This window comes from Flavobacterium sp. Arc2 (assembly GCF_041431385.1).
In the GTDB taxonomy this organism is placed as follows: domain Bacteria; phylum Bacteroidota; class Bacteroidia; order Flavobacteriales; family Flavobacteriaceae; genus Flavobacterium.
The window spans coordinates 1-18,560 of record NZ_JASMRH010000018.1; the positions used below are offsets into that span (position 1 = coordinate 1).

General features: G+C 33.5%; 19 protein-coding genes and 1 pseudogene. 5 read left to right on the top strand and 15 right to left on the bottom strand.

What is annotated here, in order from left to right; all coding sequences use genetic code 11:
- Positions 1-76: 76 nt before the first annotated feature.
- The 9 genes and pseudogenes from QO182_RS13040 to QO182_RS13080 form a co-directional block, all read right to left on the bottom strand.
- Positions 77-283, bottom strand: a complete 207-nt coding sequence (locus QO182_RS13040) for a hypothetical protein (RefSeq protein ID WP_371562076.1) — start codon at positions 281-283, stop codon at positions 77-79.
- A 386-nt stretch (positions 284-669) separates the two neighbouring features.
- Positions 670-1,086 (bottom strand): hypothetical protein, encoded by a 417-nt coding sequence (locus tag QO182_RS13045; protein WP_371562078.1) that lies wholly within the window; start codon positions 1,084-1,086, stop codon positions 670-672.
- A complete protein-coding gene (locus tag QO182_RS13050) occupies positions 1,086-1,511 on the bottom strand; it encodes a hypothetical protein (protein ID WP_371562079.1) in 426 nt (141 codons plus the stop codon). Before QO182_RS13050 ends, QO182_RS13045 begins: the two co-directional genes overlap by 1 nt.
- Positions 1,512-1,963: 452 nt before the next feature.
- The gene (locus tag QO182_RS13055; RefSeq protein WP_371562081.1) at positions 1,964-2,554 is read right to left on the bottom strand and encodes a hypothetical protein; all 591 of its coding nucleotides are present in this window, start codon (positions 2,552-2,554) and stop codon (positions 1,964-1,966) included.
- 198 nt (positions 2,555-2,752) lie between these two features.
- Positions 2,753-2,944, bottom strand: a pseudogene (locus tag QO182_RS13060) (tryptophan--tRNA ligase); the annotation flags it as partial.
- A gap of 55 nt (positions 2,945-2,999) precedes the next feature.
- Entirely contained in the window at positions 3,000-3,560 is a 561-nt protein-coding gene (locus QO182_RS13065; protein WP_371562083.1) for a hypothetical protein, read from the bottom strand.
- Positions 3,561-3,566: 6 nt separating this feature from the next.
- Positions 3,567-4,688: a hypothetical protein gene (locus tag QO182_RS13070; RefSeq protein WP_371562085.1), complete on the bottom strand. Its 1,122-nt coding sequence runs from the start codon at positions 4,686-4,688 to the stop codon at positions 3,567-3,569.
- A gap of 445 nt (positions 4,689-5,133) precedes the next feature.
- Complete coding sequence (gene trpS, locus QO182_RS13075; protein ID WP_371538064.1) at positions 5,134-6,111, bottom strand: tryptophan--tRNA ligase; 978 nt, start codon at positions 6,109-6,111, stop codon at positions 5,134-5,136.
- Positions 6,112-6,249: 138 nt separating this feature from the next.
- Positions 6,250-6,627, bottom strand: a complete 378-nt coding sequence (locus tag QO182_RS13080; RefSeq protein ID WP_371562087.1) for a GxxExxY protein — start codon at positions 6,625-6,627, stop codon at positions 6,250-6,252.
- A gap of 104 nt (positions 6,628-6,731) precedes the next feature.
- Between QO182_RS13080 and QO182_RS13085 the strand changes: the two genes are divergently transcribed.
- Positions 6,732-7,505, top strand: a complete 774-nt coding sequence (locus tag QO182_RS13085; RefSeq protein WP_371538067.1) for a lysophospholipid acyltransferase family protein — start codon at positions 6,732-6,734, stop codon at positions 7,503-7,505.
- A 42-nt stretch (positions 7,506-7,547) separates the two neighbouring features.
- Here the strand turns inward: QO182_RS13085 and recA are convergent, their stop codons facing one another.
- From recA to QO182_RS13105, 4 genes are all read right to left on the bottom strand, one after another.
- A complete protein-coding gene (recA, locus tag QO182_RS13090) occupies positions 7,548-8,555 on the bottom strand; it encodes a recombinase RecA (protein WP_371538257.1) in 1,008 nt (335 codons plus the stop codon).
- A 213-nt stretch (positions 8,556-8,768) separates the two neighbouring features.
- On the bottom strand, positions 8,769-9,278 hold the full coding sequence (locus QO182_RS13095; RefSeq protein ID WP_371538070.1) for an acyl-CoA thioesterase: 510 nt from the start codon (positions 9,276-9,278) through the stop codon (positions 8,769-8,771).
- A gap of 43 nt (positions 9,279-9,321) precedes the next feature.
- A complete protein-coding gene (locus tag QO182_RS13100) occupies positions 9,322-9,705 on the bottom strand; it encodes a DoxX family protein (protein ID WP_371538073.1) in 384 nt (127 codons plus the stop codon).
- A gap of 4 nt (positions 9,706-9,709) precedes the next feature.
- Positions 9,710-10,858 (bottom strand): ATP-binding protein, encoded by a 1,149-nt coding sequence (locus tag QO182_RS13105; protein WP_371538076.1) that lies wholly within the window; start codon positions 10,856-10,858, stop codon positions 9,710-9,712.
- Positions 10,859-11,140: 282 nt separating this feature from the next.
- On the opposite strand from QO182_RS13105, the gene pgk reads away from it, so the two are divergent.
- The 4 genes from pgk (at position 11,141) to QO182_RS13125 (ending at position 16,115) form a co-directional block, all read left to right on the top strand.
- A complete protein-coding gene (gene pgk / locus QO182_RS13110; RefSeq protein ID WP_371562089.1) occupies positions 11,141-12,328 on the top strand; it encodes a phosphoglycerate kinase in 1,188 nt (395 codons plus the stop codon).
- Between the two features lie 108 nt (positions 12,329-12,436).
- Positions 12,437-14,461 carry a LysM peptidoglycan-binding domain-containing protein gene (locus tag QO182_RS13115; RefSeq protein ID WP_371562091.1) on the top strand — a complete coding sequence of 675 codons (2,025 nt, stop codon included), beginning with the start codon at positions 12,437-12,439 and terminating at the stop codon, positions 14,459-14,461.
- Positions 14,462-14,637: 176 nt separating this feature from the next.
- Positions 14,638-15,621 (top strand): DUF4837 family protein, encoded by a 984-nt coding sequence (locus tag QO182_RS13120; protein ID WP_371562093.1) that lies wholly within the window; start codon positions 14,638-14,640, stop codon positions 15,619-15,621.
- Between the two features lie 47 nt (positions 15,622-15,668).
- A complete protein-coding gene (locus QO182_RS13125) occupies positions 15,669-16,115 on the top strand; it encodes a GNAT family N-acetyltransferase (protein WP_371562095.1) in 447 nt (148 codons plus the stop codon).
- On the opposite strand, the gene QO182_RS13130 is transcribed toward QO182_RS13125, so the two are convergent.
- Together QO182_RS13130 and QO182_RS13135 are read right to left on the bottom strand one after the other, a co-directional pair.
- The gene (locus QO182_RS13130; protein WP_371562097.1) at positions 16,116-16,922 is read right to left on the bottom strand and encodes an OmpA family protein; all 807 of its coding nucleotides are present in this window, start codon (positions 16,920-16,922) and stop codon (positions 16,116-16,118) included.
- Entirely contained in the window at positions 16,922-18,559 is a 1,638-nt protein-coding gene (locus tag QO182_RS13135) for a S41 family peptidase (RefSeq protein ID WP_371562098.1), read from the bottom strand. The genes QO182_RS13130 and QO182_RS13135 overlap by 1 nt, the downstream gene beginning before the upstream one ends.
- Between the last annotated feature and the right edge of the window lies 1 nt (position 18,560).

Consider the following 18,560-nt stretch of genomic DNA (forward strand, 5'->3'; position numbering starts at 1 on the left):
TCCGAGAAAAAGATTTAATTTTGAAACACCAAATTATATGTTTAACCAAAAAGTTGCATTAGTAACTTGAATCCAGCTATATAAAAAGCTGTCGCCATTTATATGATATATTTTCACCCTTTGTATGAGCGCATTCTTTTCCGTCAAATAATATATATTTTATTGGTTTTGCGATTTCGTTGCCTACGTAAAAAGCATTAAAATCTTTTTCTAAGCTTTTTAAATTTTGTGAATATATAAAACTTACGTTTAATAATAATAGTGTGTAGATAATTGTTTTCATAATTAATTACAATTTGAGGGGCCGTTATAAAAATCATCTCTGATTAATACCTCAATTAATTTTCAGTAATAAATATAGCGTTTATAACGGGACTCTTTTATACAACTACTTATTATTACTTTCATTCTAGGTTTGAACAAACAACATTTTTACGCGTTTCTATTTTTTAATGATCCGCGTTGCAAATGCTAGGTTTTGTAGTATCAATTTAGATAGGTACTCGCCGTAGGCAAGCACCAGAACGAGAAAACAAACGAGTTCCAGCGAGAGTAAAAGAATAGTACTAATGCAAATATTTTTATATTTATTTTTATGTTATTTTATAATTAAAGCCAACCAATGAAAGCTCATCAATATGGGCTTTCGTTGGTTAAAATATCACAAAATTAGCGATAGACTTTTATATCCTTGACTATTTTATTTCCGTAAAAAGTCCGCTCATCACTAGTAAATAGATAACCATTTTTATTTTCATATATCTCTACTGTAGATTTAGGAATTTCTTCCTGCCAATAGATCGATAAAACAATTGTTCTATTAGTATAAGTGGCTCCCTTTTTTAGAAAATAGAAATCTGTACTAATTACTGAATATTTTTTTCTAAAAGGAGTAATATGCCATGATTGCGTTGGTTGTATTTTTAAATCCGTTAACAATCTAGAAAAAGGTTTTCCTATATAGTTCGCTTTTTTTAATTCAAAATTAGTTTTTAAATACTGCAAAGTATCACTAACGGTTTGTGCCTTGGTCCGTACCGTGAAAAAGAAAAGTAGTAATGCGAATAATTTTATGCTTGTTTTCATTATTTTAATCCACCATATACTTCTATATTCTTTATTATTTTATTTGCGTAAAAAGTTTCCATCTCATTTGTAAATAAATAATTATTTTTCTTTTCATAAAACCTTACTGTCTCCTTTGGTATCTGTTCCTGCCAAGTAAGGTATAAATTTATTCTTGAAGAAGTAGCATTATACACTTTTTTAAAATAATATAAATAAGTACCAATTACAGAATTTTTTTTTCTGAATGGCGTAACATGAAATGTTTCTGTTGGTTTCACATTTAAATCCTTCAATAACACCGAGAAAGGTTTACCTATATAGTCGCCTTTTTTTAATTCGAAATTGTTTTTTAAATACTGTAAGGTAACACTAACGGTTTGTGCCTTGGTCTGTACCGAGAAAAAGAATAATAGAGCTGAAAATATTTTTAGACTTGTTTTCATGTTTTTTTTAATTATAGGTTGCAATCTGGTGTTACTTCATAGGTGTCTTTTTTTGTCTCTTGTGCCTTTAGGACAGCAATAGAAAAAAAAGTTAGGAAAAGAAGTGAAATATGTTTTTTCATAATCGGATTAATTTACGATAATTAGTCTTTTTCGCAAGGAGATATACCCTCTGGTGCTCGTTTGGAACGAGTACCTACTTAGTTTTTAGTACTAAATATAGCGTTTATAACGTGACTCATTGTATCTAACTATTGATTATTACTTACATTCTAGGTTTGAATAAACAACACTTTTACAAGTTACTTTGTATTGATGATTCGCGTTGCAAACGCTAAGTTTTTTTTTTCAATTTAGATAGGTACTAGCCGTAGGCAAGCGCCAGAACGAGAAGATAAACGAGTTTCTACTGATATATTTTATGTTTTTAGCTGGTTTTTACTTGATTCTATTTATGGAAGGACATACGTAGTGATTGTTTTCCAAGTACCATTTACGTTTTCCATTAATATTGTTTTGGAGTCTCCTCCGTACATAAAACTAACTATGTAAGAGCTTTTAAAAAACAAAGCGAATTTTTTGTCCGAACTTATTATTGGTTTTGAAATTAATAAAGCATTTTTTAAGTTATGTTTTTGGCGTATGGAACTGTCGGTGAATAGAATTTCTTTTTTCTTAAATATTTTAAACTTAGGTCGAATAAAATCCTTTTTTTTCCAGTGATATGTAATCGTATCCTTAGCGTATTTTTCTTTTAAATACGATATTTCTAAGGAATCTATAGGCCATTGTGGTGTGCGCTTATTATTGAAAGGAACCATTCTGACTTTGTGTGTTTCTAAAGGAATGTTTCTATCTAGGTATGCTTTTTCGTAATCTTCTAGAGTTAGCATTCTTGGAAACGCTTCTTCCACTAGTAAGCTATAATGATATTTCCCAGCAGTTTCTTCTTTTATAAAGTCGGGTATTATCCGCTTTTCATAATTTCTGGAAGCACAAGAAAAAAGCATTAAACACAAGATGCAGTATATATAATATTTCATTTTATAAGTTTGTTATTTACTATTTTTCTACAATTAGAAGGATCTTTTTTTCTCTAACTATCTAAAAGATCATTTTTCAATCTTAGGAAATAGTTACGCTAATAAATATACCCAGTTTTAGTGATATTGCAATTTAAAAAGCACCCCCCTTTCTAATTTAAATTAGAAAGGGGGGTGTATATTAAGATTATGTAGTTTTTATAGCACTTGAGAGCCTAATTTCTCTCGTACTCTAGACAATACACCATTTGCAACAGTTGAAGCTTTAGTAGCGCCTATTTTAAGTAAAGCGTCTACTTCAGAAAGGTTGTTCATGTAATAATTGTATTTTTCTCTTTCAGTTTTAAAGGTTTCAGTTATCAATGCGGGCAAAGCTTGCGTGGCGTTACCTTAACAGCTGGTATAAATTTTATTTACCCCGAAGTACCAATAGGGATGCTTCCTTTTATTTTCCATTTTCTTTTTTTAGGATAGTCAAAATCGTTCCGCCTGTTTTATTTACAGAAGAATGGACCTTAATAATCGCTTTCATTTCATCTTTTGCATATAAAGGTTCTGAAATTCTGTAAACTGTATTACAATCAAATTTTTTATCTGTTATGGAAATTAAACGGACATTTTTATTTTTAATATTTGATTGTCTCCATTCACTTTTAGACCAAGAAGTATATCTGGTTTTCATTTCATTTAGTTCTTTAAAAGAAATTACGCCGTCAATATCTTTATAAAAAACTTTATAGGCTATATTATCATTTTTAATCGAATCATTTTCTTCCATTATATCATAACTGTATACTCTAAAATAGTGATCAATTAAACTTTGTGGTTTTTTTCTTTCTCCTATATTATAACTTTCTTTAAATAAACAGATTGAATCATTTTTTGGGAGCAATAGATTTATAATTTCGACGGTATTGCATTCAAAATCAGTGTTTTGTGATTTACAAGACTGAAAAAAAAGTAACAGTATAAAGCATATAATTGTTATTGTCGTTTTTCCTTTCATAATTATTTAATTACATGGATTACTTAATGCGTAGGCATTGTTTAAATCTTCTGACTTGTTGGATTCAGCAATTCTAACTCTATCTTCAGCTGTTAAAGCGGTTGTTTGATTAAAAATATCCGTTTCAATAAGACCGCCCCAAGCTAAATCAGTATAATATTGGCTATTATTTTGATTGTTATCCCATATTGCTAATGCATTTGCAATTGTAGTGACGTAATTTCTAGACATTTCTTCGTGATGATATTTATTCCAGCCAAATGTTGTATTCGGGTCTCCATATTTCTTGGCAACCAATTCATTCCAAAGCTCAGGAAATTTTTTGTGTGACGCTGAAGCACCTCCCTGCGTAGCAATATCTATGTAACTCAATATATAAGAATGAATAGCTTCGTGAACAATGGTTCTAGCAATTGAAAGGCGAGTAGCGGTATTAGTGTAAGATCTATCAATCTCGGTTAAGTAACTATTCGCAGTAGCATTATTCCAATTAGTTTCTGCAATATTGCCAGAATTTTTAAAAGTGCTTCCATCGTTTGTTACCAATGTCCACGTAAATTGAGCATCGTTTCCTGCAAATTGATTGATAATGCTTTCAATTGAATTACCACTTATTATTTGTTCCAAAATTTCCTTGGAGCAGGGATCTAAATCTTTAGAGTCTATTTTGTCATCTATTGTTGTTGTACTTCCGCCAGTACTTCCACCACCTCCCCCATCTCCATAGTCCCACCCCATCCCGTAATCAATACTACTTGATCCAATGCCAGCTAAGCCACCAAATAGGGACAAGTAGTTTATGGAAGTGCGAGGATTGTGATAATTATTGTCGACAATTACAACGTCATAATTAGTAAAACTAACACCATCAATAATTATATCTTTTTTTGTAATCCCATTACTTTGACTTTTCTTGACAAATTGTGTAATGATAAAGCCATCTTTCACTTGGTATCCGTTAATGAACTCACCGTTTAAGTTTTGCATTATTATTTTTCCGGTGAATGAGGAAGTAGCTATGTTTTTATCGGGATACATAGTAAAAACTACTGTTTTTAGTTCTCTTTCTATTTTTAATAATAGAATTCTACTTTTCCCTTTTTCCTGCTTATTTAAAATCGGAATCACAGTTAGTAATTGATCACTATTTGTAATTTTTTCTTGTGAAATTTGATCGAAACTAGGCTGTAGTGTTACTTTTTTTCCTGTTTGCGACGAAGTAATTGCGTTGTTTTCTTGTAGAAATGAAATAGCTTCTCTTGCGCTTACTGTTTCAATATTACTTTTTTTTTAAGAGATTCTTCCTCTACTTGGCAGTTAGTGAATGTGAGTGACAGGAGGAATGCTATTAAGAATTTGCCAAATTGCTTAGCCTTGACTAGCTTGGCTTTGGTTCATGATTAGTCTTTAAAGGTATAATAATTCATTAATAATAGTGCTAACAAAGTAAAGTGTTTTAATGTAGAATCACAATACCCACATTTAGTGAGATTTAGGTTTTTTTATTTTAAAACCAAAAGCCCTTTCTAGTTTGATTTAGAAAGGGCTTTTTTGTGTTTTGTTCTAGAAGGTTTTAAAGCGCTTCAAAGCCTAATTTTTCTCGTACTCTAGACAATACACCATTTGCAACAGTCGAAGCTTTATTAGCGCCTATTTTAAGCAATGCATCTACTTCAGGAAGGTTGTTTATGTAGTAATTGTATTTTTCTCTTTCGGTTTTGAAAGTTTCGCATATCAGTTCAAACAAAGCTTGTTTGGCGTGACCGTAACCATAGTTTCCTCCTTCGTAATTAGCACGCATTGCTGCAAGTTGCTCGGCATTGGCTAACAAGGAATAGATAGCAAAAGCATTACAAGTATCTGGATTCTTAGGTTCTTCTAGTGGTGTGCTGTCCGTTTCTATAGACATCACTTGCTTGCGCAGCGCTTTGTCTTCCAGAAATATATTAATTAAATTATTAGCTGATTTACTCATTTTTCCGCCATTAGTTCCCGGAATCAACATGCTGTCTTCTTGAATTTTAGCTTCAGGAATTACAAATGTTTCTCCCATTTGGTGATTGAAACGAGAAGCTACATCACGGGTGATCTCCACATGTTGTAATTGGTCTTTCCCTACTGGAACTAACTCTGCATCGTATAATAAAATATCAGCAGCCATCAACATCGGGTAGGAGAACAAGCCGGCATTTACATCATCTAGTCTGTCTGCTTTGTCTTTAAACGAATGCGCTAATGTCAAACGTTGAAACGGAAAAAAGCAACTCAAATACCATGATAATTCTGCTGTTTGTGGCACATCTGATTGTCTGTAAAAAACCACTTTGTTAACATCTAGTCCACAAGCCAGCCACGCTGCAGCAGTACTATAGGTGTTTGTTCTTAATGTATTTCCGTCTTTTATCTGGGTGATCGAATGCAAGTCGGCAATGAAAAGAAAAGATTCGTTTTTTGGATCATTCGATAATTGAATCGCGGGTATGATTGCCCCAAGTAGGTTTCCTAGATGTGGTGTTCCTGTACTTTGGACACCGGTAAGTATTTTTGCCATTATGATTTTTTTCTGAATTGCAAAGTTCGTGTAGTTTATTTAGTTATTTACCGCAAAGTTCGGAAAGTTTTTTCGCAAAGTTTGTAAAGAATATTTTTTTCAAGCCCTAAGGTATTAAAATGATGAATAACTTATTAATTATAGGTTATTAACGACCCTTCTGATTCCACTTTTTAATAGAATTTCATTAAAGTTGATAAGAAGTCCTAGTTTGTATTTTCCCAGTTTTAAATAAGTTAAGGTCTGAGCTAGATGAATATCGGTTAAAGAATCTACACTTTTAAGTTCGATTATCAACTTCTTTTCAACTAATAAGTCCACTCGGTAACCACAATCCAAATAAACATCTTCGAATATTAAAGGCATGGCTTTTTCTTTTTCAACAAATAAGCCAGCTTGATTAATTTTAAAATACAAGCACTCTTTATAAGCGTTTTCTAATAAACCAAGACCAAGTCCTCTGTGTACTTCAATTGCTAAACCAATGACAATGTTAGAAATCTCATTTTCAGTCATTCTTGTTTTTTACTTTGCGTAAAACTTTGCGTTCTTTGCGGTTATATTTCCCAATTTTAATTCTTTTTAAAAATAGTATCATAGGAATCCCTATTTTTGAACTCATGAAAGGAATAAAAATAATTCTCTGGACTTTATGGCGGATGTGGTTTTATGTTTTATTTACTATCCCCATAGTGATTATGCTACCGTTTTTAGTAGCGTCTATCGTTTCTGAAAAAGGATACCCGTATTACTTTAAAATGGCGCGTATTTGGGCAAAATTCATTCTTTTCGGAATGGGGTTTTACTATAGAATTGAAAGAAACCAAACCTTGGAACCAGATAAAAGCTATATGATTGTGGCCAATCATACTTCTATGACTGATATTATGCTGATGCTTGCCACGGTGAAAAATCCTTTCGTTTTTGTAGGTAAAAAGGAATTGGGTAAAATTCCGTTGTTTGGATTTTTCTATAAACGAACTTGTATTTTAGTCGACAGAGGCTGTTCTAAAAGTCGCTTAACGGTTTTTAATGAGGCGCAGAAAAGATTTGACCGTGGTTTAAGTGTTTGTATTTTTCCTGAAGGAGGTGTTCCAGATGATGAATCTATACTTTTGGACACGTTTAAAGACGGTGCATTCCGACTGGCAATTGAACATCAGATTCCGATAGTTCCTATTAGTTTTGCAGATAACAAAAAGAGGTTGTCTTACACTTTTTTTAGTGGTAGTCCTGGGTTAATGCGGGTTAAAATACACGAAAAAATTGAGACTTCTGGAAAAACAGGAGTAGACAGAAGACATATAAGAGAAGAAGTTCGTGACGTTATCTACACACAGTTACTGGAATTTGAGAATGAATCAAACGAGAAGAAATGGATATTTTCTAAATAGGATATAAAAAAAGAGTTGGCCATGGCCAACTCTTTTTTAGTTTTATGCGTCTGCTAATTCTTTTATTCTAGCTTTAATCTTTAATTCAAGTTCGTCCGCTAATTCCGGATTGTCTTTGATTAACGATTTTACTGCATCACGTCCTTGTCCTAATTTGGTTTCACCATAACTGAACCAAGAACCTGCTTTTTTAATGATTTCAAACTCTACGGCAAGATCTAAAATCTCTCCTGTTTTTGAAATTCCTTCACCATACATGATATCAAATTCAGCAATTTTAAAAGGCGGTGCTACTTTGTTTTTTACCACTTTCACTTTTGTTCTGTTACCCAGAACGCTGTCTCCGTCTTTAATTTGTGTAGAACGACGGATATCTAAACGTACTGAAGCATAAAACTTCAATGCATTTCCACCAGTTGTAGTCTCAGGATTTCCAAACATTACTCCAATTTTCTCTCTCAATTGATTGATAAAGAAAACAGTACAATTTGTTTTGCTGATCGTTCCAGTTAATTTTCTTAATGCTTGAGACATTAAACGGGCATGAAGTCCCATTTTAGAATCTCCCATTTCACCTTCAATCTCACTTTTTGGAGTCAAAGCAGCAACAGAGTCAATAACAACAATATCAATTGCTCCTGAACGAATCAAGTTTTCAGCAATTTCTAATGCCTGCTCTCCATTATCGGGTTGAGAAATAATTAGGTTTTCAATATCTACCCCTAATTTTTCAGCATAATTTCTATCGAATGCATGCTCTGCATCAATAAACGCAGCAATTCCACCCGCTTTTTGAGCTTCTGCAATAGCATGAAGTGTCAATGTTGTCTTTCCAGATGATTCTGGACCGTATATTTCGATTATTCGACCTCTTGGGTAACCGTTTACTCCTAACGCTAAATCGATTCCTAAAGACCCTGAAGAAATAGTTTCTACTTCTACAATGGCTTTATCGCCCATTTTCATTACAGTTCCTTTACCGTAGGTTTTATCTAGTTTATCTAGCGTAAGCTGTAGCGCTTTTAATTTAGCTTCTTTCTCTGTACTCATCTTCTCTTTCTCTTTTACCTTTTCTTTCATCTATTTGTATTATTTTTCTATCTGTAACAAACTAACGGCATGGATTAGTATGCTAATAATTTCGTTTAAAAGTAATTGTATGTTTTGTAAAAATACTTCTTTTTATGATGTGAATTTTCTCTTTCAAGATTTTTTTTAAAACCTTAATTTTCTAGAAAAAAGACAGTTTCAAATTCTCTTTTTTTACATGAATAAAGCCTTCAACTCTGTAGCTTCATCCGGTTTCATTTTTCCGGCCAAAACTAAACTAAGTTGTTTTCGTCTGAGCGCGGCATCAAAACGTTCTTTTTCCAGCTCCGTTTCTGGGATTATTTGAGGAACTTCAACCGGTCTTCCCGTATCGTCTACTGCAACAAAAGTATAAATGGCCTCATTGGCTTTCGTTTTGTTACCGGATTCTCTGTCTTCGACCCAAATATCGATAAAAATCTCCATCGAACTTTTGAAAGCTCTGGAAACTTTAGCCTCAACAGTAACCACACTTCCTAACGGAATGGCTCTGTTGAAAGCCACGCTATTAACTGATGCTGTAACCACGATTCTTCTCGAGTGTCTTCGCGCAGCAATACTTGCAGCACGATCCATACGCGCTAGTAACTCACCGCCAAAAAGATTATTCAAAGGATTTGTTTCGCTAGGCAACACTAAATCGGTTAATGTTGTCAAGGATTCGGAAGGATGTTTTGGTGTCATTTTATTTGTCAATGTAATTACTGTTTTCGTTCGTTTCTGTATTCTAATTTAACCAGTACACGGCCATTACTGCCGGTATAAAATAAATAACAATGGTTCTTGCTCCATCGTAATCTTTTGCTAATCGTTGACCAAAAAGCAACATAAGTAAGGTTATGCAAGAAAAGACCGCGCCATAAAAACCAAATTCTCTTCCGTTGTTTACCAATAATTCGATACAACCCACAATACACAAAATACCAGATATCAACTCTAACACAAGTACATTTGCTAAAGCTAACGGGACTTGATTGCGTAAAGGTGTTTTAGCAAAATGACCTTTTAACCAGTCGATATTGTCTTTCCAGTAAAACAGTTTGTCGTAACCAGACTGTAGAAAAGAAATCGCTAAAAAAACTAATATTAAAATGGAGGCAACGTTATTCATAAGTTTATTTTTTGTGGATTAGACGTGTGAGTTTTATTGATAAATCAGTTAAAATAATTTTTGCATTTCCATTGCGTTCCACATGATACATGGCATCAGATAGTTCTTTGAAAATATCATGAATGTTATTGCCGTTTACAAATGGAGCAAAATTTTCAAGTTTAAATTTATCGACTTTAGGTTCAAAATAAACTAATGATTTGGTCTCGTAATTCATCATTAACGCTTGACGGAACATTTCGATACAAAATTCAAGAAATTTCTTTTGTGTCTCTCTTCCTAATCCTGCAATTTTTTCACTCCAAAGAATCAAATCTTGAATTGCGGCAGCATTTCCTTTTGCTTTAAATGCCGCCCGAACCCAGGTAACGAACCACTGCTCAAAGGGATGCTCTTCATCATTAGTATTTAATAAATGCAACGCAATATTGTAATTTCCCTGTGCCTGATGTGCGATTTTTGCCGCCAGTTTGGGATCCGTTTGTTCTCTTGCTACCAAAGCTTCTGCAATGATAGGCTCGCTCAAACCATTAAAATGTAAAATCTGGCAACGGGAACGTATCGTTTGAATTAAATCTTCCTCGTTTTCAGTAATCAAAATAAAAACTGTCTTTTCTGGTGGTTCTTCCAGCAGCTTTAATAATTTATTAGAAGCAGAAATATTAAGTTTATCTGCCATCCAGATTAGCATAATTTTATAACCGCCTTCATATGACTTTAACGACAATGCTTTAAGAATTTCCTGGGCATCATCTACTCTTATTTCGCCTTGCTTGTTCTGAACACCTAATATAGCATACCAATCAAATAAACCGCCGTAAGGATTTGTAGTTATAAATTTTCTCCAATCAGTAATGAAATCAATACTTTTTGGGCTTTTCTTTACTTCTTCGGTCGTTACGGTAGGGTAAGCAAAGTGCAAATCAGGATGCGATATTTTTTGGAACTTCATATTGCACGCTTGGTTGGCGCCATTGTTTTCTCCATCTTGATTGCCGCATAAAATGTATTGTGCGTAGGCGATCGCCATAGGTAAGGTACCGCTTCCCTCAGGACCAACAAACAATTGTGCGTGCGGGATTCTACCCAAATCAGCACTTCGTGTCAGATGATTTTTAATGTGTTCTTGTCCTAAAATTTCAGAAAATTGCATGAAGCAAAGATATAAGAAAATGGGTTAGTCTAAAATATTAGATAGCAAAGTTTACTAAAATGTAATAGCAAAATGACATGGGATATGGAAACGTTTTAGAAAGTGTGATTCTCTCTTTTTGTGAATATATCATTTTTTATTTGGCATAAAAATAAATTATTTATGGATTTACATCGATTTCGTTGTTTATGCTAGGGTTTTTTTGATTTTTTCAAATTTATTAATAATCTAAAAGTTCTATATTTGGTGTTCTTTCAAATAAACAAACTAAAAACAGACCTGATGAAGACTTTAAACGATTTTGATTTCAAAAATAAAAAAGCAATAATACGTGTTGACTTTAATGTGCCTTTAGACGAAAATTTTAATGTGACGGATGCTACTCGAATTGAAGCAGCAAAACCTACAATCGACGCTATCTTAGCGCAAGGTGGAAGTGTAATCTTGATGTCTCACTTAGGGAGACCAAAAGGAGTTGAAGAAAAATACTCTTTGAAACATATTTTGAAAACAACATCAGAAGTTCTTGGTGTCCCAGTTCAGTTTGTTTCTGACTGTGTTGGTGAAGAAGCTAAAAATGCTGCAGCCAACTTAAAAGCAGGAGAAGTTTTATTGTTAGAAAACCTTCGTTTTCATAGTGAAGAAGAAGCGGGAGACGTTGCTTTTGCAAAAGAATTGGCTTCACTTGGAGATATTTATGTGAATGATGCTTTTGGAACGGCGCACAGAGCACATGCTTCAACTACTATCATTGCCCAGTTTTTTGAAAACAAAAAATGTTTCGGATTATTATTAGCTAAAGAAATAGAGAGTTTAAACAAAGTATTAAAAAATAGTGAGAAGCCTGTAACAGCAGTTCTTGGTGGATCGAAAGTATCTTCTAAAATCACTGTTATTGAAAATATCTTAGATAAAGTAGACCACATGATTATTGGTGGTGGAATGACATTTACTTTTGTAAAAGCATTAGGAGGAAAAATTGGTGATTCTATTTGTGAAGATGATAAACAAGAGTTAGCACTTGAAATTCTAAGATTGGCAAAAGAAAAAGGAGTGCAAATTCACATCCCAGTAGATGTGGTTGCTGCTAATGCATTTTCTAATGATGCCGAAACTAAAATTGTTGACGTAAAAGAAATTCCTGATGGATGGCAAGGTTTGGACGCAGGACCAAAATCATTAGCCATATTTGAAAAAGTAATTATGGAATCTAAAACTATACTTTGGAATGGTCCATTAGGAGTTTTCGAAATGGAAAATTTTGCTAACGGTACAATTGAACTTGGAAAATATATTGCAGCTGCAACTGCAAAAGGAGCCTTCTCTCTTGTGGGTGGTGGTGACTCTGTAGCAGCAGTAAAACAATTTGGTCTTGAGGACAAAATGAGCTACGTTTCTACAGGTGGAGGAGCAATGCTTGAAATGCTTGAGGGTAAAGTATTGCCAGGAATCGCAGCAATTTTAGACTAGATTATCAGTTTTAACAATATTTATAGAAGTTTGTAGTTATAACATATTAAGTTTGTAAAAATAACAGTTCCTTAATCGTTTAGAATTAAGGATGTTGACAAAATAAATATGACAATAAAAAATATATCACTATCATTCATTTTATTAACATCAATTCCTTCGTTTTCGCAACAATTTGCCGAAAACAAAGGAATTGTTAGTATAGAAACAAATCTATCGTACCTAGATTCAATTAAAAAGACCTTCGTAAAAGATGAAATGGCTGCTTGCGTAGACAGTTTATGGATGAAGGAATTGACAAATCTTGAGTTGTACAATGACATTACTTCTGATATTGAAAACATCAATATGGACGCGAAGGTAGATTATGAATTGCCTACGGAATTGTTGAAATCAAGATTAGAGGCCATGAACGCAAAATCGCCTTTTAAGATTGAATACAATCAGAGTCTGGAAAATGTAATTAAATCGTTCCTGAAGTATAGAAAACATTCCTTTGAGCGATTAATGGCAATCTCGGAGTATTATTTCCCAATGTTTGAAGAGGCTTTCGCCAAACAAAATGTGCCTTTGGAGATAAAGTATCTGTCTATTGTCGAATCAGCATTAAATCCAAAAGCAGTTTCTAGAATGGGTGCCACCGGACTTTGGCAGTTTATGTATCAAACCGGAAAACAATACAATTTAAAGATTGATTCTTATGTAGATGAACGAAGTGATCCTTTGAAATCGACAGCCGCTGCCGCAAAATACATGTCTAATATGTATTCTATTTTCGGAGATTGGGAATTGGTATTAGCATCTTATAATTCAGGACCTGGAAATGTTTCTAAAGCAATTAGACGATCTGGAGGAAAACAAAGCTATTGGGACATAAGAAAACATCTACCTAAAGAAACCCAAGGATATGTTCCTGCTTTTTTAGCAACCATGTATTTATATGAATACCACAATGAGCACGGAATAAAAGCAGATAGAGCAGTAGTGCAACACTTTGCCACTGATACTATAATGATCAAAAAAGAAATGTCATTCAAGCAGGTGGCTGATTTATTAGATGTTCCCGTGTCGCAATTGCAATTATTGAACCCATCATATAAATTGAACATCATTCCTTTTTATAACGATGAACATCATTATTTGAGATTACCCACAGAAAAAATTGCTGCATTTGTTTCAAATGAAGACAAGATGTATGCTTATATACAACATGAAATAGATGTTAAGGAAAACCCTTTCAGAAATTCAAAAGCTGTGGCTAAAAATGATGAAAGTACTTCTGAAACTAAAACAATTAGTCGAACTAAAACCAAATATTACAAAGTAAGACGTGGTGATAACTTGGGTTCAATTGCAAACAAATACGACGTTGCTGTTTCCGAAATTAAAAAATGGAACGGACTGAGAAGTAATACTATCGCCTACGGTAAAAGTTTAAAAATAATTACTACTGAAAGTGTCGTGCAAATCGTTAAGAAAGAACCTAAAATGGAAATTGCTTCGGCAGATGTAAAAGTCGTGAAGGAAGTTAAAGTTTTAAAAGAGGTTAAGAGGGATACCGTTCCTGCAAATTCTGCCACTGCGTATATTGTACAAAAAGGAGATAATTTAAACAGCATTGCTCAAAAAAACAATGTTACAGTAGCTGAAATTAAGGAATGGAACCATCTTTCGAGTACGACCGTTCAATTAGGTACTTCTTTAAAAGTTGCTGAAACAAATACCGACCCTAAAACGGAGCTTGTTGCAGAAGCAGAATTGAAGGATATTGAATATACAGTTCAAAAGGGAGATAACCTCGGAAACATAGCGAAGAAATTTGGTACTTCTTTAGCTGATTTAAAAGAATGGAATCAGTTATCTGACTATAACATTGTTTTAGGAAAAGTCTTGATTGTTGCTAAAAATGAAAAGGCTATCAATACACTCCAAGCCTCAGTAGATTCATTTAAAAAGAAAGACAATACTATTGCCTCTACAAAAATGGGAATCGATTATTATGTCCAAAAAGGCGATTCTTTATACAGCATAGCTAAAAAATATCCGGGGATAACGATTTCAGATATTAAAAAGTGGAACGATATTCGCGATGGAAAGATTAAACCTGGAATGAAGTTGAAAATTAGCGGATAGTGCGCTTAATACCGATTGTGTATATAAAAGAGTCCGATAAAAATCGAACCCTTCTTACGGCATATCGACAAACTGGCACAAGTTATCAGTATTATGCCATTAATTTTCAGATTAATTAATAGCTAAAAGTGGTATAACTTCTATAAATTTGGGTTTTATTCCATAATATTGTTAGAATGAATAAATCCCATTTTTTAATACTTCTTATTTCTGTTCTGTTTTTTTCCTGCAAAAAGGAAAATAGTAGCACTATTCGCAAAACGACAGGAAAAGTCAATAATATCTCTGTTATTATTGATGATCAGTTATGGAATGGCGAGATAGGGGATAGTATAAGAAATAAGTTTGCGTCCCCCGTAATCGGATTACCACAAGAAGAGCCTCTTTTTACCATAAATCAATACCCTATTAAACTTATGGAAGGGTTTATGACGGATAGCCGAAATATCATTATAGTTAAAAAAGGAGATAAAAATCTTTTTGCCATAAAGAAAGATCAATATGCCGAACCTCAGAATGTTTTTCATATTTCAGGAAAAACGGGAGAAGATATCTTAGCTATTTTTGAAAAAAACACCCCTCAAATAATTCAAATCATTCGTCAGACAGAAATTGAAGAATGCCAAAGAATTAATAAAAAGGCACTTCTTGAAGAAAGAATTTTTACTAAAAAATTTAATATCACGTTAGACGTCCCATCAGATTATGAATATATGGTGCAGGATTCTAACTTTATCTGGCTAAAGAAAGAATTAGTAAGCGGAAATACTAGTTTATTAATTTATCAAGTACCTATTAATGCTATAAAGAATAGCAATAATTTGGTTTCAAATATCATTAAAACCAGGGATTCTATAGGTGCGTTATACATTCACGGAAAAGAGCCTAATACAGATATGATTACCGAAGAGGCCTATGCTCCTTACTTTTTTAAGATTAAACTCGACGGTAAATTAACATATGAAACGAAAGGAACCTGGGAATTAAGAAATGATTTCATGTCGGGGCCTTTTATTAATTATGCAATTTTTGATCCTGAAAACAATAGAGTATTGTTTCTAGAAGGATTCTGTTATTCCCCATCAAAAGAGAAACGTGATTCAATGCATCAACTAGAATCCATTATAAAATCAGTTAGTGTGCTTAAAAAGGAATTGTAAAGTAGCGAAACAATCTCCGTAACCAAATTTTTAAAAAAAAATAATCCATGGCAATAGAATGGAAAATAAAGCCTTTTGAGGCGCTTTCAGTGAATGAACTGTATGATTTACTTAAGTTAAGAAGTGAAATCTTTGTAGTGGAGCAAAACTGCGTCTATCTTGATCTTGATGGCAAGGATAAGGTGGCGTTGCATCTTTTTGCAGAGTTTGAAGGAAAAGTGGTGGCTCATGCCCGTCTTTTTAAACCCGGAATCAGTTTTGATAATGCTTCTATTGGTAGGGTAGTGGTCGACGCTAATTACCGTGACAGGAAATGGGGGCATGATTTGATGCGGGAAGCCGTAGCGGGAATAGCGCAGCATTATGGGGAAAGTAAAATCACCATTGGTGCTCAATTATACCTAAAGAAATTCTATGAAAGCCACGGATTTGTACAAAGTAGTGAAATGTATTTAGAAGATGATATTCCTCATATCGAGATGAAAAAAGAGTAATTACATTTTAGTAATAAGAAATTCAACTCTTCTGTCGAATTCTGCCCCTTTTCCTAAAGGGGATTTATTTCCAACACCCTTGTAGGACATTCTTAAGCTATTGACATTCTTATTTATTAGATAGTGGAAAACAGATTTAGCTCGATTTACTGACAGTTTTCTTTTACTAGTTGCGCGATCAATAGCATCATTGTAATAGTTTGGGGTACAACAGACATGGCCTATGATTTTAAACTCAATTTCTCTATTTAAGTTCAGTATTTTTGCAATTTTGTCTAATTCGTGTTTGGATTGATTGTTGAGCTTACTGCTTCCTAAAGCAAAATATATTTTTTCTAAATAGATTCGATCTCCTACTACGTGCTTATCTTGAAAAGAGTTATAAATTCCTTTTCCAAAACTATTTTTTTTGACTATTAGTAAATCTACGCGTCTGTTTTTAGATCGTATTTCACCCAAATTTTCTAAAATGTTTTCAGTTAGTAGTACACGTCCTTTTCCTTCAATTATTATAATTTTGTTTTTATTGAAGCCATAGGAAACAAGTAAATTACGAACAGTATTCACTCTTTGTTCTGATAATTTATAATTATAATCAGCATTTCCCCGATCGTCGCAGTAGCCGTAGATTTGAATAGATTCTACTGTAGAAGTATCTGTCTTTATAATAAAATCTAAGATTGTTTGCTCCTGCTGTGAATAGAGGTTGTATTTGTCAAATTCAAAATAAACGGTCTCTACTTTTTCTGCTTGAGCAGTAAGTAAGCTAAAGGATATAAAGGTTAGTATTTGAAAGTATTTCAGCATTAAATTTTCAAGATGTTGTTATATTGAGCACTATTGTTTAAAATGCTAACTGATTTTTTTATTTCAGAATTCGTTTTTACATAATATTGGTAGAAACCCTCTTGGTATTGGTAGCGTTTGATAATTTCATCAACGATCAAGCCTTTAATTTCTTCTTGGTTTTTATCCAATAGTGTTTCTTCACTTTTTTGAATTGCTGCAAGTAGTTGCTGGTATTCTGTAGTAATGGCGACGTCTATTTTTTCTTTTTGGGCTATAGCCAAAGTGTTTTTTAACGCCTGTTCTGTTTCTGTGTCGAAAGAGATTTTTTGAGCTTTTAAAAACTGTTTAAAATCTAAAAAGTCGGTATTTGAAAAAGAGGGTATTTGTGCTCCAAAATTCGGATTTTTATAGTAATAGGCAGTAGCATAATTGAAAATCCCGTCATTTTTCAACAATGCATTGGCAATAGGACTTGTTTTTGTTTCTTCAAGTTGGATGTCCGGTAAAACGCCGCCACCATCATAAACGTTTCTTCCTTTTCTGGTTTTAAAACTGTTGTAATTTTTTTCTTCCGTTCTAATAGCTGCTCCGTTTTTGTCTTTATGTGCGTAGTCTAAAGCTTGAATGCATCGGCCGGAGGGAGTGTAATATCTCGAAATCGTCACTTTTAACTGGGTATTGTATGTTAGGTCGATTGGTTTTTGTACTAAACCTTTTCCAAAACTTCGGCTTCCTACTACTACGGCACGGTCTAAATCTTGTAATGCTCCTGCAACAATCTCTGATGCTGACGCACTTCTGTCATTTATAATTATAACCAATGGAATTGCCGTGTCTACTGGTTCCATAGCTGTTTTATAGGTGTTGTTATGTTTTTCGTTTTTCGATTTTGTGGTTACGATAATTTCGTTTTTCGGTACAAAAAGATTGCATATATTTATTGCTTCATTCAGCAATCCTCCAGGATTTCCTCTTAGATCTAAGATTATCCTTTCAGCACCTTGTCTCTTAAGTGCTTCTAATGCCTGTTTGGTTTCAAGAGAAGCTTTTTGATTAAAGTGAGCTAAAACGATATACCCTGTTTTATCATCTATTTTTGAGAAAAACACCACTGATTTTATTGCGACTTCATCCAGGATAATTTGTGTCGTATTTGTTTTTCCTTGACGAATGTATTTTACATCGATTTTAGTGTTTTTTGCGCCTTTCATCAATTGAGAGGCATCGTCTTTAAACTCTGATAAAAGCACATCGCCAATTTGAATTATTTCGTCTCCGGGCTTAAAACCTGCTTTGTCAGCAGGGAAATCTTTATAGACCTCTCGAATGATTATTTTATCTTCTTTTCTGGTTATAAGTGCGCCAATTCCTGTATACTCCCCGGTATTGTTTATTTTGAATTTTACCACGTCTTGTTCATTGAAGTAAACAGTATAGGGATCTAGGCCAGCTAACATTCCTTTGATAGCGTTATCCATTAAATCCCCAGGATTTGTCTCATCGACATAATTAGTATTTAGTTCCTTAAAAAGGGTAGTGAATATTTCTATTTGCTTAGCAATTTCAAAAAAATCATTTTTGAAACTGGCACCTAAAAATAGTAGTGCCGAGGCAACTACTGGAACTATGTATCTTTTTTTTAAAAAGCTTGTCATC

Bases quoted from the DNA above. Each gene is read 5' to 3' on its own strand.
- QO182_RS13095 (WP_371538070.1), bottom strand. From the start codon at position 9,278: ATGACACCAAAACATCCTTCCGAATCCTTGACAACATTAACCGATTTA.
- pgk (WP_371562089.1), top strand. From the start codon at position 11,141: ATGAAGACTTTAAACGATTTTGATTTCAAAAATAAAAAAGCAATAATA.
- QO182_RS13120 (WP_371562093.1), top strand. From the start codon at position 14,638: ATGAATAAATCCCATTTTTTAATACTTCTTATTTCTGTTCTGTTTTTT.
- QO182_RS13085 (WP_371538067.1), top strand. From the start codon at position 6,732: ATGAAAGGAATAAAAATAATTCTCTGGACTTTATGGCGGATGTGGTTT.
- QO182_RS13065 (WP_371562083.1), bottom strand. From the start codon at position 3,560: ATGAAAGGAAAAACGACAATAACAATTATATGCTTTATACTGTTACTT.
- QO182_RS13100 (WP_371538073.1), bottom strand. From the start codon at position 9,705: ATGAATAACGTTGCCTCCATTTTAATATTAGTTTTTTTAGCGATTTCT.
- QO182_RS13105 (WP_371538076.1), bottom strand. From the start codon at position 10,858: ATGCAATTTTCTGAAATTTTAGGACAAGAACACATTAAAAATCATCTG.
- QO182_RS13135 (WP_371562098.1), bottom strand. From the start codon at position 18,559: ATGACAAGCTTTTTAAAAAAAAGATACATAGTTCCAGTAGTTGCCTCG.
- QO182_RS13050 (WP_371562079.1), bottom strand. From the start codon at position 1,511: ATGAAAACAAGTCTAAAAATATTTTCAGCTCTATTATTCTTTTTCTCG.
- QO182_RS13040 (WP_371562076.1), bottom strand. From the start codon at position 283: ATGAAAACAATTATCTACACACTATTATTATTAAACGTAAGTTTTATA.
- QO182_RS13055 (WP_371562081.1), bottom strand. From the start codon at position 2,554: ATGAAATATTATATATACTGCATCTTGTGTTTAATGCTTTTTTCTTGT.
- QO182_RS13080 (WP_371562087.1), bottom strand. From the start codon at position 6,627: ATGACTGAAAATGAGATTTCTAACATTGTCATTGGTTTAGCAATTGAA.
- QO182_RS13115 (WP_371562091.1), top strand. From the start codon at position 12,437: ATGACAATAAAAAATATATCACTATCATTCATTTTATTAACATCAATT.
- trpS (WP_371538064.1), bottom strand. From the start codon at position 6,111: ATGGCAAAAATACTTACCGGTGTCCAAAGTACAGGAACACCACATCTA.
- QO182_RS13045 (WP_371562078.1), bottom strand. From the start codon at position 1,086: ATGAAAACAAGCATAAAATTATTCGCATTACTACTTTTCTTTTTCACG.
- recA (WP_371538257.1), bottom strand. From the start codon at position 8,555: ATGAGTACAGAGAAAGAAGCTAAATTAAAAGCGCTACAGCTTACGCTA.
- QO182_RS13125 (WP_371562095.1), top strand. From the start codon at position 15,669: ATGGCAATAGAATGGAAAATAAAGCCTTTTGAGGCGCTTTCAGTGAAT.
- QO182_RS13130 (WP_371562097.1), bottom strand. From the start codon at position 16,922: ATGCTGAAATACTTTCAAATACTAACCTTTATATCCTTTAGCTTACTT.